This window comes from Streptomyces sp. NBC_01717, from assembly GCF_036248255.1.
Classification (GTDB): domain Bacteria; phylum Actinomycetota; class Actinomycetes; order Streptomycetales; family Streptomycetaceae; genus Streptomyces.
The window spans coordinates 6,464,195-6,476,292 of sequence record NZ_CP109178.1 but is presented as its reverse complement, the minus strand read 5'-3'; the positions used below and the strand labels follow the sequence as shown (position 1 = coordinate 6,476,292).

At 71.4% G+C, this 12,098-nt stretch carries 10 protein-coding genes, 1 pseudogene and 1 riboswitch; of the genes and pseudogenes, 10 read left to right on the top strand and 1 reads right to left on the bottom strand.

What is annotated here, in order from left to right:
- Positions 1 to 156: 156 nt before the first annotated feature.
- From OHB49_RS29350 to OHB49_RS29315, 8 genes and pseudogenes are all read left to right on the top strand, one after another.
- Positions 157 to 1,194: an MBL fold metallo-hydrolase gene (locus OHB49_RS29350; RefSeq protein WP_030970449.1), complete on the top strand. Its 1,038-nt coding sequence runs from the start codon at positions 157 to 159 to the stop codon at positions 1,192 to 1,194.
- Between the two features lie 18 nt (positions 1,195 to 1,212).
- Positions 1,213 to 1,314 (top strand): annotated as a pseudogene (locus tag OHB49_RS29345) (hypothetical protein); the annotation flags it as partial.
- 92 nt (positions 1,315 to 1,406) lie between these two features.
- Positions 1,407 to 1,593: riboswitch (cobalamin riboswitch) on the top strand.
- Positions 1,594 to 1,657: 64 nt separating this feature from the next.
- Positions 1,658 to 2,923, top strand: a complete 1,266-nt coding sequence (locus OHB49_RS29340) for a prenyltransferase/squalene oxidase repeat-containing protein (RefSeq protein WP_329164008.1) — start codon at positions 1,658 to 1,660, stop codon at positions 2,921 to 2,923.
- Between the two features lie 41 nt (positions 2,924 to 2,964).
- On the top strand, positions 2,965 to 3,612 hold the full coding sequence (locus OHB49_RS29335) for an SCO2322 family protein (protein WP_329166661.1): 648 nt from the start codon (positions 2,965 to 2,967) through the stop codon (positions 3,610 to 3,612).
- Positions 3,609 to 4,760 carry an energy-coupling factor transporter transmembrane component T gene (locus tag OHB49_RS29330; RefSeq protein ID WP_030970443.1) on the top strand — a complete coding sequence of 384 codons (1,152 nt, stop codon included), beginning with the start codon at positions 3,609 to 3,611 and terminating at the stop codon, positions 4,758 to 4,760. The genes OHB49_RS29335 and OHB49_RS29330 overlap by 4 nt, the downstream gene beginning before the upstream one ends.
- Complete coding sequence (locus tag OHB49_RS29325) at positions 4,757 to 6,466, top strand: ABC transporter ATP-binding protein (protein ID WP_329164007.1); 1,710 nt, start codon at positions 4,757 to 4,759, stop codon at positions 6,464 to 6,466. Before OHB49_RS29330 ends, OHB49_RS29325 begins: the two co-directional genes overlap by 4 nt.
- Positions 6,463 to 7,302, top strand: a complete 840-nt coding sequence (locus OHB49_RS29320; RefSeq protein WP_030970439.1) for an ECF transporter S component — start codon at positions 6,463 to 6,465, stop codon at positions 7,300 to 7,302. The genes OHB49_RS29325 and OHB49_RS29320 overlap by 4 nt, the downstream gene beginning before the upstream one ends.
- Positions 7,303 to 7,586: 284 nt before the next feature.
- Positions 7,587 to 8,015 (top strand): transglycosylase SLT domain-containing protein, encoded by a 429-nt coding sequence (locus OHB49_RS29315; protein ID WP_030970437.1) that lies wholly within the window; start codon positions 7,587 to 7,589, stop codon positions 8,013 to 8,015.
- 121 nt (positions 8,016 to 8,136) lie between these two features.
- Here the strand turns inward: OHB49_RS29315 and OHB49_RS29310 are convergent, their stop codons facing one another.
- A complete protein-coding gene (locus OHB49_RS29310) occupies positions 8,137 to 9,306 on the bottom strand; it encodes a steroid 3-ketoacyl-CoA thiolase (protein ID WP_329164006.1) in 1,170 nt (389 codons plus the stop codon).
- Between the two features lie 282 nt (positions 9,307 to 9,588).
- Between OHB49_RS29310 and OHB49_RS29305 the strand changes: the two genes are divergently transcribed.
- Together OHB49_RS29305 and OHB49_RS29300 are read left to right on the top strand one after the other, a co-directional pair.
- Positions 9,589 to 10,866 carry a cytochrome P450 gene (locus OHB49_RS29305; protein ID WP_329164005.1) on the top strand — a complete coding sequence of 426 codons (1,278 nt, stop codon included), beginning with the start codon at positions 9,589 to 9,591 and terminating at the stop codon, positions 10,864 to 10,866.
- A 160-nt stretch (positions 10,867 to 11,026) separates the two neighbouring features.
- Complete coding sequence (locus OHB49_RS29300) at positions 11,027 to 12,001, top strand: AEC family transporter (RefSeq protein WP_329164004.1); 975 nt, start codon at positions 11,027 to 11,029, stop codon at positions 11,999 to 12,001.
- Positions 12,002 to 12,098 lie beyond the last annotated feature (97 nt).

Genomic DNA, 12,098 nt, shown 5'->3' with positions numbered 1-12,098 from the left:
GTCAGAACTGATACCAGTTCCAGTTCCAGGAGTCCACGGATCCGACGGCGATCGACCTCGGACGAATAGTCGACCAGGGCTACTACTGGAACGAGTTCTCGTTACAGTGGTTGCGGCGCAGCACGGCCGCATGCCGGGACGAGAGATGGGGATCTCATGACACAGGTGACCGAGCACGGCGGCGGCGTGTGGTCCATCAAGGTCCCCATCCCGGACAACCCGCTCGGCCACACCCTGGTTCACGTCCTTGACACCGGCCGCGGCCCGGTCCTGATCGACACCGGCTGGGACGACCCGGAGGCCTGGGACACCCTGGTCGCGGGCCTCACCGCCATCGGAGTCGGCATCACCGACATCCATGGCGTGGTCATCACCCACCACCACCCCGACCACCACGGCCTGTCCGGCCAGGTCCGCGAATCATCCGGGGCCTGGATCGCGATGCACGCCGCGGACACCGCGATCGTGCGCCGCACCCGCGAGTCCGAACCGGGCACCTGGCTGGCCTACCTGGCGGCGAAACTCACCGCGGTCGGCGCCCCCGAGGACCACCTCGCCCCACTGCGCGCCGCCCGCGCCACCGGCCGGATGCGCACCCTGCCCGGCCTTCGCGCCGCCCTCCCGGACCGCGAGATCGTCCCCGGCGAGCTGCTCGACCTGGCGGGCCGCCGGCTCCGCGCGGTCTGGACGCCGGGCCACACCCCCGGCCATGTCTGCCTGCATCTGGAGGAGGACCACCCGGCGAACCTGCCCGGCCGCGGCCGGCTCTTCTCCGGCGACCATCTGCTGCCCGGGATCAGTCCGCACATCGGGCTGTACGAGGACCCGGACGACGCGACGGCCACCGACCCACTGGGCGACTACCTCGACTCGCTGGAGCGCATCGGCCGGCTGGGCGTCGCCGAGGTGCTGCCCGCCCACCAGCACGCGTTCCCGGACGCGGCCCGGCGCGTACAGGAACTCCTCGACCACCACGAGGAGCGGCTGACCGGCCTGCTCGCGCTGCTCGCCACCCCGCTCACGCCGTGGCAGCTGGCCGAGCGGATGGAGTGGAACCGGCCGTGGGAACAGATCCCGCACGGCTCACGGAACATTGCGGTCTCGGAGGCCGAGGCCCACGTCCGCCGACTGGTGAAGCTGGGGCGCGCGGAGGCGATGACAGGGAGCGATCCGGTGACGTACATCGCGGTGTGAGGGGGTTCGCCGACGATCCCCTCCAACACCGAGCCGCTCCTCCGCCTGAACGACGAAGCCCGCGACAAGGCCACCATGGCCACGGTTCGCGATGAGGCACCGGCCGTCATCAGGGGCTGACCTCCTCTCCCACCGCTCCGACCCGGCCCGACCCGGCCCGACCTCACGGGTGACGTACGTCGCTGTTCCGGGCGCCCCTCCGCCCGAAGCGGCGGGCTAGGCCCCGGTAGAGTGTGGGCGTCGTCATCATGCCCGTTCAGGGGGAAGCCGGTGCGAATCCGGCACTGACCACGCAACCGTGAGCCGCTGACACAGCGGTGAGTCGGAATGCCCTGTCCGCGGTCGTGACCGGCTCGCGTCACCGGAACCCCGGTGACCGGCACCGTCGAGGCATACGGGGCCGGAGCCTGGTGCCTGAGTGTGCCTGTGCCCGGTTCCCACCGCAGGAGAGGCCCAGCCCACCATGACCGTTCGCCGCACCGCAGCAACGCTCGCCGCCACCGCCACCGTGCTCTGTGCGGCCGCTGCCCCGGCCGCGGTGGCGGCGCCGTCTCCGTCGCCCACCCCGTCCGTCGCGCTGCCGTCCGGGCTGTACGGCACCAAGGACCCGACGTACGACGGGGTCTGGAGGCAGTCGCTGGCCTTCATCGCCCAGCGGCTCGAAGGGGTCACCCCCGCGGCCGCGTCCGTCGACTGGCTGGTCGCCCAGCAGTGTGACAGCGGCGCCTACGCCTCGTACCGCGCGGATGTCAGCAAACCGTGCGACGCGAAGACCATGACGGACACCAACGCCACAGCCGCCGCGGTCCAGGCGCTCGCCGAGGTCGGCGGGCACGGCGATGCCGTCGACAACGGGGTCGCCTGGCTGAAGTCCGTTCAGAACGAGGACGGCGGCTGGGGTTACAACCCGGGCTCGCCCAGCGACGCCAACTCCACCTCGATCGTGATCGGCGCCCTGGCCAAGCGGGGCCAGCGGCTCGGCGATGTGACGACCGAGGGCGGCAAAACGCCGTACGACGCGCTGCTCGAGCTGGCGATCCCGTGCGGCGGCAAGGACGGCGGCGCGTTCGCGTACCAGCCCGACAAGGGCGGCAAGCTCGCCGCCAACGCGGACGCCACCGCGGCCGGTGTGCTCGGTTCCATGGGCAAGGGGCTGGCCGCCTGGAACAATTCCGCGTCCGAGGACAAGGCGCCCACCTGCCACAAGGGCGCCGTCGTCAAGCCCGAGCAGGCCGCCCAGAACGGTGCGCACTATCTCGCGGGTGCCCTCGCGAAGACCGGCCACCTGAACCAGCCGCCGATGCCGGGCGCCACCGACACCACCGAGCAGCCCGACTTCGGCAACACCGCGGACGCGGTCGTCGCCCTGGCCGCCGCGGGCCACCAGGACAAGGCGGCCGGCGCGCTCGGCTGGCTGAAGAAGCACGCCGCGCCCTGGGCGGCCGAGAACGGCCCGGCCGCCTACGCCCAGTTGGTCGTGGCCGCGCACACGACCGGCGCCGATGCCCGCGACTTCGGCGGTGTCGACCTGGTCGAGCGGCTGAGCGCGACCGGGCCGAAGCCGGCCGCCGTCCACACACCCTCGCCGGCCACCAGCGACTACGCGGCGCAGGACGGCACGAGCGACGACGCCGGTCTCGGCGTGTGGTGGCTCGTCGGTATCGGTCTCGCCGCCGGTGCCGGTGTCGGCTTCCTCATCAGCAGCCGCCGGAAGACCCCGCAGCTGTGAACCGAGCGGGGAATCGATCCGGGTGGCCGACGGCGGGCGCCCTGCTGCTCGTTCTCGGCGCCGTCCTGACCGTGCTCGGCGCGGGCACCGCCCACGCGGCCGGCTACCGCTACTGGTCGTTCTGGGAGGGCAAGGGGACGGGCTGGGCGTATGCCACCCAGGGCCCGTCGCTGGTCCGGCCCGACGACGGTGCGGTGCAGGGCTTCCGGTTCTCGGTCAGCGAGGACTCCCAGGACTCGGCGAAGCCACGCCGCGCCCCCGACTTCGCGGCGATCTGCGCGGACACCCCCGCCAAGGACGGCAGCAAGCGGGTCGCGCTCGTCATCGACCCCGGCACGGCGGCGGACGCCCCTGACGGGGAGACGCCGCCCGCGCCGCGTACCGCGTGCGCGCAGGTCGCCGAGGACGCGAGCGCCGCGGAGGCCCTCGCCTCCGTGGCCAAGCCGCTGCGCTACAGCAGCGAGGCACTGCTCTGCGCGATCTCCGGCTATCCGGCCTCGGGCTGCGGTGAGCAGGTCTCCGGCACCGGGCACGCCGACACCACGTCGCAGGAGCCCGCGAGCCCGTCCGCCTCGGCCCACCCGGGGAGCGGCAGCGGCGGTCCGTCCGCCGGGGTGCTCGCCGGTGTCGCCGCCGTCCTTCTGCTCGGCGTCGCCGCGGTCGTGCAGGCCCGCCGCCGCCGCGGATGACCGTCTCCGCCGGCACGGCCCGGCCGGGCCGTGCCCTGCGTGCCCCCGAGGCGACCCGCAGCAACGCCCTGCCCGCGGGGGCCTGGTGGCTGTGGGCGCTCGGGCTGGCCACCGCCGCCTCCCGGACCAGCAATCCACTGCTGCTCGGGCTGCTGGTGGGGGTGGCCGGTTACGTCGTGGCGGCGCGCCGGACGGATGCGCCGTGGGCCCGTTCGTACGGGGCGTTCATCAGGATCGGGCTGTTCGTCGTAGGCGTGCGGCTGCTGTTCTCCGTCTTTCTCGGCTCGCCGATCCCCGGTACGCACCCGGTGTTCACCCTGCCCGAAGTGCCGCTGCCCGACTGGGCGCAGGGCGTCAGGATCGGCGGCCGGGTCACCGCCGAACAGTTGCTCTTCGCGCTGTACGACGGGGCGAAGCTGGCCACCCTGCTGATCTGCATCGGGGCGGCGAACTCGCTCGCCAACCCGGCCCGGCTGCTGAAGTCGCTGCCGGGCGCCCTGTACGAGGCGGGCGTCGCGGTCGTCGTCGCGATGACGTTCGCACCGAACATGGTTGCCGATGTGGTGCGGCTGCGCACCGCACGGCGGCTGCGGGGCCGCCCCGCCGGTGGCATCAAGGCCGTCCTGCAGATCGGGCTGCCGGTGCTGGAGGGTGCGCTGGAGCGGTCGGTGGCGGTGGCGGCGTCGATGGACGCGCGCGGATACGGGCGCACGGCCCAGGTGCCGCGTGCCGTGCGGCACACCACGAACGTCCTCACGCTCGGCGGGCTGCTGGGGGTCTGCGCCGGCACGTACGGTCTGCTGGCCTCGCAGGGTGCGGTGTACGGGCTGCCGCTGCTGTTCGCCGGGCTCGTCGCCGCGATGGCCGGGCTCCGGCTCGGCGGTGCCCGCTCGGTCCGCACCCGCTACCGGCCCGACCGGTGGGGGGCGAGGGCCTGGCTGGTGGCCGGGTCGGGTGCGGTGGTCGCGGCGGCGATGATCTGGGCGGGCAGTGCCGACACGGAGGCGCTGCATCCCGGAGTGGTACCGCTGACGGCGCCGGTGTTCCCGCTGTGGCCCGCGGCGGCGGTGCTGATCGGGCTGTTGCCCGCGGTGGTGGCGCCCGCGCCACCCGTTGTGGCCGTCGCGAACTCCGAGGAGAGCCAGTGATCAGGTTCGAGCAGGTCTCGGTGCAGTACGAGGGGGCGGCGCGCCCGACCCTGTCCGGGGTCGATCTGACCGTCCCCGAGGGCGAGTTGGTGCTGCTCGTCGGCCCGTCGGGGGTCGGCAAGTCGACGCTGCTGGGCGCCGTCTCCGGTCTCGTACCGCACTTCACGGGCGGCACGCTGCGCGGCAGGGTGATGGTCGACGGCCGTGACACCCGTACCCACAAACCGCGCGAACTCGCCGATCTGGTCGGCACCGTGGGACAGGACCCGCTCTCCCACTTCGTCACCGACACCGTCGAGGACGAGCTGGCGTACGGCATGGAGTCGCTGGGACTCGCCCCCGACGTGATGCGGCGGCGGGTCGAGGAGACCCTCGACCTGCTGGGCCTCGCCGGACTGCGCGACCGGCCGATCGCCACACTCTCCGGCGGCCAGCAGCAGCGGGTCGCGATCGGCTCGGTGCTGACCCCGCACCCCAAGGTCCTGGTCCTCGACGAACCGACGTCCGCACTGGACCCGGCGGCGGCCGAGGAGGTCCTCGCGGTGCTCCAGCGGCTGGTGCACGATCTGGGCACGACGGTCCTGATGGCGGAGCACCGCCTGGAACGCGTCGTCCAGTACGCGGACCAGGTCGTCCTGCTGCCGTCGCCGGGTGCCGCACCTGTGATGGGCGCCCCCGCCGACATCATGGCCGTCTCCCCGGTCCACCCGCCGGTGGTGGCCCTGGGCCGGCTGGCGGGCTGGGTGCCGCTACCGCTTTCGGTACGCGACGCACGGCGCCGTGCGACGGATCTGCGGGAGCGGCTGGCCTCGGCCGAACCGCCGTCGCCCGCTCCGTCGGCGCCCGCCGCCCCGGCGCCGCTGCCCGCGGCCGCTCCCGTACGCCGCGGTCTGTTCGGGCGCCTGCGCACGCCCGCTCCCCGGTCCGCTCCCGAAGGTGTGGTGGAAGCGACCACCCGGGTCGAGGGCCTGGGGGTGCGGCGTGGGCGTGTCGAGGCGCTGCGTCGGGTGACGCTCTCCGTCACACCGGGCGAGACCGTCGCCCTGATGGGCCGCAACGGCGCGGGCAAGTCCACGCTGCTCGCCGCCCTCGTCGGCCTGGTCGGGCCCACGACCGGCACCGTCCTCGTCGGCGGCCGGGCCCCGCACCGCACACATCCACGCGACATGGTGCGCCGGGTCGGGCTCGTACCGCAGGAACCGCGCGATCTGCTGTACGCGGACACGGTCGCCGCCGAGTGCGCGGCGGCCGACGCCGACGCGGGCGCGGCGGCGGGCAGCTGCCGGGCCCTGGTCTCCGAGCTGCTTCCCGACGTACCGGACGACACCCACCCCCGCGATCTCTCCGAGGGGCAGCGCCTCGCCCTGGCGCTGGCCATCGTGCTGACCGCACGGCCCCCGCTCCTGCTGTTGGACGAGCCGACCCGCGGTCTGGACTACGCGGCGAAGGCCCGGCTGATACGTGTGCTGCGCGATTTGGCGGCCGAGGGCCATGCGATCGTCCTGGCCACGCACGACGTGGAGCTCGCTGCCGAGCTGGCCCACCGGGTGGTGATCCTCGCGGACGGGGAGGTCGTCGCGGACGGGCCGACCCGGCAGGTGGTGGTCTCGTCACCGGCGTTCGCGCCGCAGACCGCGAAGATCCTCGCCCCGCAGGAGTGGCTGACCGTGACGCAGGTGCGCGGGGCGCTGGAGGCAGGCGCATGAGCGACCGTCGAAGCCGTCCCGTACGACTGGGCCCCCGTGCGATCGCCGCACTCCTCCTCGTCAGCGCGATCGGCGTCGTCTCCATCGGCTGGCCGCTGCTCGCGGACGCGGATTCCGGTCTCGCCCACTCCCAGGACGCACCGTGGCTGTTTGCCGCACTGCTTCCGCTCCTGGTCGGTGTGGTCGTCGCCACCATCGCGGACTCCGGCCTGGACGCGAAGGCGGTGGCGATGCTGGGTGTGCTCGCCGCGGTCGGTGCCGCGCTGCGTCCGCTCGGCGCCGGTACCGCGGGCCTGGAGCCGATGTTCTTCCTGATGGTGCTGAGCGGCCGGGTGCTCGGCCCCGGCTTCGGCTTCGTGCTCGGCTCGGTGACGATGTTCGCGTCCGCCCTGCTCACCGGCGGGGTGGGCCCATGGATGCCGTTCCAGATGCTGTCGATGGGCTGGTTCACGATGGGCGCCGGCCTGCTGCCGGCCCCGGACCGGCTGCGCGGGCGGGCCGAGCTGCTGATGCTCGCGGCGTACGGCGGTGTGGCGGCGTTCGCGTACGGCACGGTGATGAACCTGTACGGCTGGACGATCGTGCCGGGCCTCGGATCGGGCATCTCGTTCCACCCCGGTGACCCGCTGCCCGAGAATCTGGTCCGTTTCTTCGCGTACTGCCTGGCCACCTCACTGGGCTGGGACCTGGGCCGGGCCGTGCTGACCATGGCACTGACCCTCACCATCGGCTCCACGCTGCTGAAGGCGCTGCGACGGGCCACGCGCCGCGCATCCTTCGAGGTCCAGGTCACATTCGACGGTCCCGAAGGCGTGAAGGCGCCCACAGGACCTTAGTCCTCCACTACCGTGAGTAGTAGGGTTTCCGGCCGCACATAGAACCCGCTTCACCCCCTCCGACCTGCTATAGAACCGTTTGGGGTGGTTGAGGACCTTTGGTCCCTGATGCGAGGCAAGGCCGTATCAGGGGTCATTGCCACGGTTGAACGCCGCGGCTAACACTGGTCACGTCGCCGAGCACCGCAAGCGTTCACCGGAACGGAACGCGGTCAACCAGCACCGGTCCCCGCACTGTTGGACCCGGTCCGCGACTCCCCCGTCCCCAACGGTTAGGTTCGCCTGTGTCGTTCGTCCGTAACTTCCTCGCCCAGCCCCGCACCGCTCGCCGCAAGGCCGTCGTCGCCGGAGCCGCCGCGGTCCTCGGCGCCACCGGTCTGGGCCTCGGCGTCACCCCGGCCATGGCCGCACCGGCGTCCGCCGCCACCGGCGTACAGGGCACGGCGCGAGCGATGATCGGCAACGAGGCTCAGTTCCAGTGCTTCAGCAACATCGTTTCGCACGAGAGCGGCTGGAACCCCAGCGCCACCAACGCCTCTTCGGGCGCCTACGGCCTGGTCCAGGCGCTGCCCGGCTCGAAGATGGCCTCGGCCGGCGCCGACTGGAAGACCAACCCCACGACCCAGATCAAGTGGGGCATGGACTACATGAACTCCCGCTACGGCAGCCCCTGCGCCGCCTGGACGTTCTGGCAGGCCAACCACTGGTACTGAGCCGGTGGCAAGCAGCTTCACACGAAGGCCCCGACCGGGTTCCGGTCGGGGCCTTCGCCCTGCCCGGACGGCGTGACCCCCGGCCGGGGCGCACCTGGCAACACCCCGGCCGGGGTCGCGCTCAGAGCCGCTGGATGATCGTGCCGGTGGCCAGCGCCCCACCCGCACACATGGTGATGAGTGCGAACTCCTTGTCCCTGCGTTCCAGTTCGTGCAGTGCCGTGGTGATCAGCCGGGCCCCGGTGGCGCCCACCGGGTGGCCGAGCGCGATGGCCCCACCGTTGACGTTCACCTTCTCCAGATCCTGATCGAAGACCTGCGCCCAGCTCAGCACCACCGACGCGAACGCCTCGTTGATCTCGACGAGGTCGATGTCCCTCAGTGACATCCCGGCCTTACCGAGCACCGCACGGGTCGCGTCGATCGGGCCGTCGAGGTGGAAGTGCGGGTCGGAGCCGACCAGTGCCTGGGCGGCGATCCGGGCGCGCGGCTTGAGCTTGAGCGCCCGCGCCATCCGCTTGGACGCCCACATGATCGCGCAGGCACCGTCGGAGATCTGCGAGGAGTTGCCCGCGGTGTGGATGGCGGTGGGCATGACCGGCTTGAGCCGGGCGAGCCCCTCCATGGTGGTGTCCCGCAGCCCTTCGTCGTGGTCGACGAGGCGCCACATGCCCTGCCCCGCCGCCTGTTCCTCCTCGGTGGTCGGCACCTGGACCGCGTACGTCTCACGTTTGAAGCGTTCCTCGGCCCAGGCCACGGCTGCCCGCTCCTGCGAGATCAGCCCGAGCGAGTCGACGTTCTCCCGAGTGAGGCCCCGTTTGCGGGCGATGCGTTCTGCGGCCTCGAACTGGTTGGGCAGATCGACGTTCCACTCGTCCGGCCAGGGCTTACCGGGGCCGTGCTTGGAGCCGCTGCCCAGCGGTACGCGCGACATGGCCTCGACACCGCAGCTGATACCGACGTCGATGACTCCGGCGGCGACCATATTGGCGACCATGTGGGAAGCCTGCTGCGAGGAGCCGCACTGACAGTCCACGGTGGTGGCGGCGGTCTCGTACGGGAGTCCGACGGTGAGCCAGGCGTTGCGCGCCGGGTTCATGGATTGTTCGCCGGCATGCGTGACCGTACCGCCGACGATCTGTTCGACGCAGTCGGCATGGATGCCGGTGCGGCCCAGGAGTTCACGGTAGGTCTCGCCCAGCAGATAGGCGGGGTGCAGATTGGCGAGCGCGCCTCCGCGCTTGCCGATGGGGGTGCGTACGGCTTCGACGATGACGGGTTCCGCGGCCATGAGCTCGTCCTCTCCTCGCACTTCCGCAGGGGGCGTCCCGGCGCCCACGGAAGGAACTAGTACGCGTTCTAGTTCTGCAAGCAGTCTTATGAGGCTTACCCCCGGTACGCAAGAGCCGTGCACGCACCTTGCACCCACTCCCTGCCTGGCGCACCCAGTCTTCACGCAACAGATCCGGCCATGGCCCTTGCGGGTTGTAGAACTCGTTACTACCTTTCCGGCAACTTCTGATGGGTCGTCAGGCATGGCTCGGGCGGCCCTCGGACCGACCTGGAGTTGCCGATGCCCTGCCCTCATCTGCCCGAAGGGTTCGACTTCACCGATCCCGACCTGCTCCAAGCCCGCATCCCGTACCCGGAGTTCGCCCGGATGCGGGAGACCGCCCCGGTCTGGTGGTGCACCCAGCCGGCCGGTATCTCCGGATTCGACGACGAGGGCTACTGGGTGGTCACCCGGCACGCGGACGTCAAGTACGTCTCCACGCACCCTGAACTGTTCTCGTCCCACACCAACACGGCAGTCATCCGCTTCAACGAGTCGATCAGCCGCGACCAGATCGAGGTCCAGAAGCTGATCATGCTGAACATGGACCCGCCCGAGCACACCCGGGTCCGCCAGATCGTCCAGCGCGGCTTCACACCCCGTGCGATCCGGTCCCTGGAGCAGGCTCTGCGCAGCCGCGCCCGCTCGATCGTCGAGACGGCGCTCGCCACCGCCGACGACGACGGCTCCTTCGACTTCGTCACCAATATCGCCGTCGAACTGCCGCTTCAGGCCATCGCCGAGCTCATCGGCGTACCGCAGGAGGACCGGTCGAAGATCTTCGACTGGTCCAACAAGATGGCCGCGTACGACGATCCCGAGTACGCGATCACCGAAGAGGTCGGCACCGAGGCGGCCATGGAGATCGTCTCGTACGCGATGAACCTGGCCGCGGATCGCAAGGAGTGCCCGGCCAAGGACATCGTCTCCCAGCTGGTCGCCGCGGAGGGCGAAGGCAACCTCTCCTCCGACGAGTTCGGCTTCTTCGTGATCCTGCTCGCCGTCGCCGGCAACGAGACCACTCGCAACGCCATCAGCCACGGCATGCACGCCTTCCTGACCCACCCCGACGAATGGGAGCTGTACAAGCGCGAGCGCCCGGAGACGACCGCCGAGGAGATAGTGCGCTGGGCAACCCCCGTGGTCTCCTTCCAGCGGACCGCCACCCAGGACGTCGAGCTGGGCGGGCAGCGGATCGAGAAGGGGGACAGGGTCGGGCTGTTCTACTCCTCCGCCAACAACGACCCCGAGGTCTTCGAGAACCCGGAGGCCTTCTCCATCTCCCGGGACCCCAACCCCCATCTCGGCTTCGGTGGCGGAGGACCGCACTTCTGTCTCGGCAAGTCCCTCGCCGTCATGGAGATCAACCTGATCTTCAACGCGATCGCGGACGTGCTGCCGGACCTGCGGCTGGTCGGCGACCCGCGGCGGCTGCGCTCCGCCTGGCTCAACGGGATCAAGCAACTACAGGTCAGCGCGGCCGGCACGGCAGACAAGGCCGGTACGCCCACCGGCTGACCGGCTCGCGGATTCGGGCGGCGGGGGCCTTTCCCCCCTACGCCCCGGCCCCCGCCGCCCGTCCGCGCCCCGCGACCTGTCCGCAGCCGCTGCCCATCCGTCCCCCACGGCCTGCCCGCACGCACCCCCGCTCCGGGAGGCGCAGGGGGGCACGAGGATCATGGCGTCCATGCACGCCCTGCTCTCCGGCTTCGCCCCCATCTGGACGCTCACCGGCATCGGTTACGTGGTCGGCCGCAGCGGCCTCCTCGGAGAACAGGCGGAAGCCGTGCTCGGCCGGTTCGTCTTCCACGTGGCCATGCCCGCGGCTCTGTTCATCATGGTCTCCGGCGCACGGCTGAACGCCTTCGCCAACTCCTCGATGGTGGCCTTCGCCGCGGGTACGGCGCTCGTCAGTGCCCTCGGCTTCGTCCTGGCCCGGCGCCTCTTCGGGCGCAAGACCGCCGACCAGGCGATCAGCAGCATGGCGTCCGGCTACGTGAACTCCGCCAATCTCGGCATCCCGGTGGCGGTTCAGGTGCTGGGCGACGCGTCGTTCGTCGCACAGATCATCCTGTTCCAGGTGTTGCTGGTCTCCCCCGTGATCCTGACACTGCTGGACACGGGGACGGGGACCGGCTCCGGAAAGGGCGTCACCTTCCGGCGGATGCTGACCATGCCGGTCCGCAACCCGATCATCATGGCCTCGATGTTCGGCGTCGCCGTCTCCGCGATCGGGCTGCGACTGCCGACCGCCCTCACGCACTCCTGCGATCTGCTCGGCGCGGCAGCGGTGCCCACGGCCCTGATCACCCTCGGCCTGTCGTTGAACGGACGCCCGGCGGCGACCGGCGCATCTTCGGAGAGAGTGGCGGATTCCGGGGAGCGTGCGGAGGTGGGAGTCGCCGTCGTGCTGAAGACGCTGGTCCAGCCGCTGATCGCGTTCCTCGTCGGCGGCCCGCTGCTGCGGCTGCCGGACCATCAGTTGCTGGCCGTGGTGGTGTGCTCCGCGCTGCCGACGGCCCAGAACGCCTTCATCTACGCCCGCCAGTACGGTCTGGACACCAAGCTCGCCCGCAACTCCGTCGTCGCATCCACGGTCGCTTCCATGGCCACCTTGTCGTTCGCCGCCTGGGCGCTCGGGCCGTCCCACTGACCGCCTTGGGCTGTTCGAGTGAGGGGTGGGCTGTTCGAGTGGCGGGCCGCCCGGGGTAGGCGGCGATCCACGCCGAAGGGGTGCCGGACGACACAGG

Excerpts from the sequence above, each read along its gene's own strand:
- OHB49_RS29350 (WP_030970449.1), top strand. The coding sequence starts at position 157 with ATGACACAGGTGACCGAGCACGGCGGCGGCGTGTGGTCCATCAAGGTC.
- OHB49_RS29340 (WP_329164008.1), top strand. The coding sequence starts at position 1,658 with ATGACCGTTCGCCGCACCGCAGCAACGCTCGCCGCCACCGCCACCGTG.
- OHB49_RS29330 (WP_030970443.1), top strand. The coding sequence starts at position 3,609 with ATGACCGTCTCCGCCGGCACGGCCCGGCCGGGCCGTGCCCTGCGTGCC.
- OHB49_RS29320 (WP_030970439.1), top strand. The coding sequence starts at position 6,463 with ATGAGCGACCGTCGAAGCCGTCCCGTACGACTGGGCCCCCGTGCGATC.
- OHB49_RS29310 (WP_329164006.1), bottom strand. The coding sequence starts at position 9,306 with ATGGCCGCGGAACCCGTCATCGTCGAAGCCGTACGCACCCCCATCGGC.
- OHB49_RS29305 (WP_329164005.1), top strand. The coding sequence starts at position 9,589 with ATGCCCTGCCCTCATCTGCCCGAAGGGTTCGACTTCACCGATCCCGAC.
- OHB49_RS29300 (WP_329164004.1), top strand. The coding sequence starts at position 11,027 with ATGGCGTCCATGCACGCCCTGCTCTCCGGCTTCGCCCCCATCTGGACG.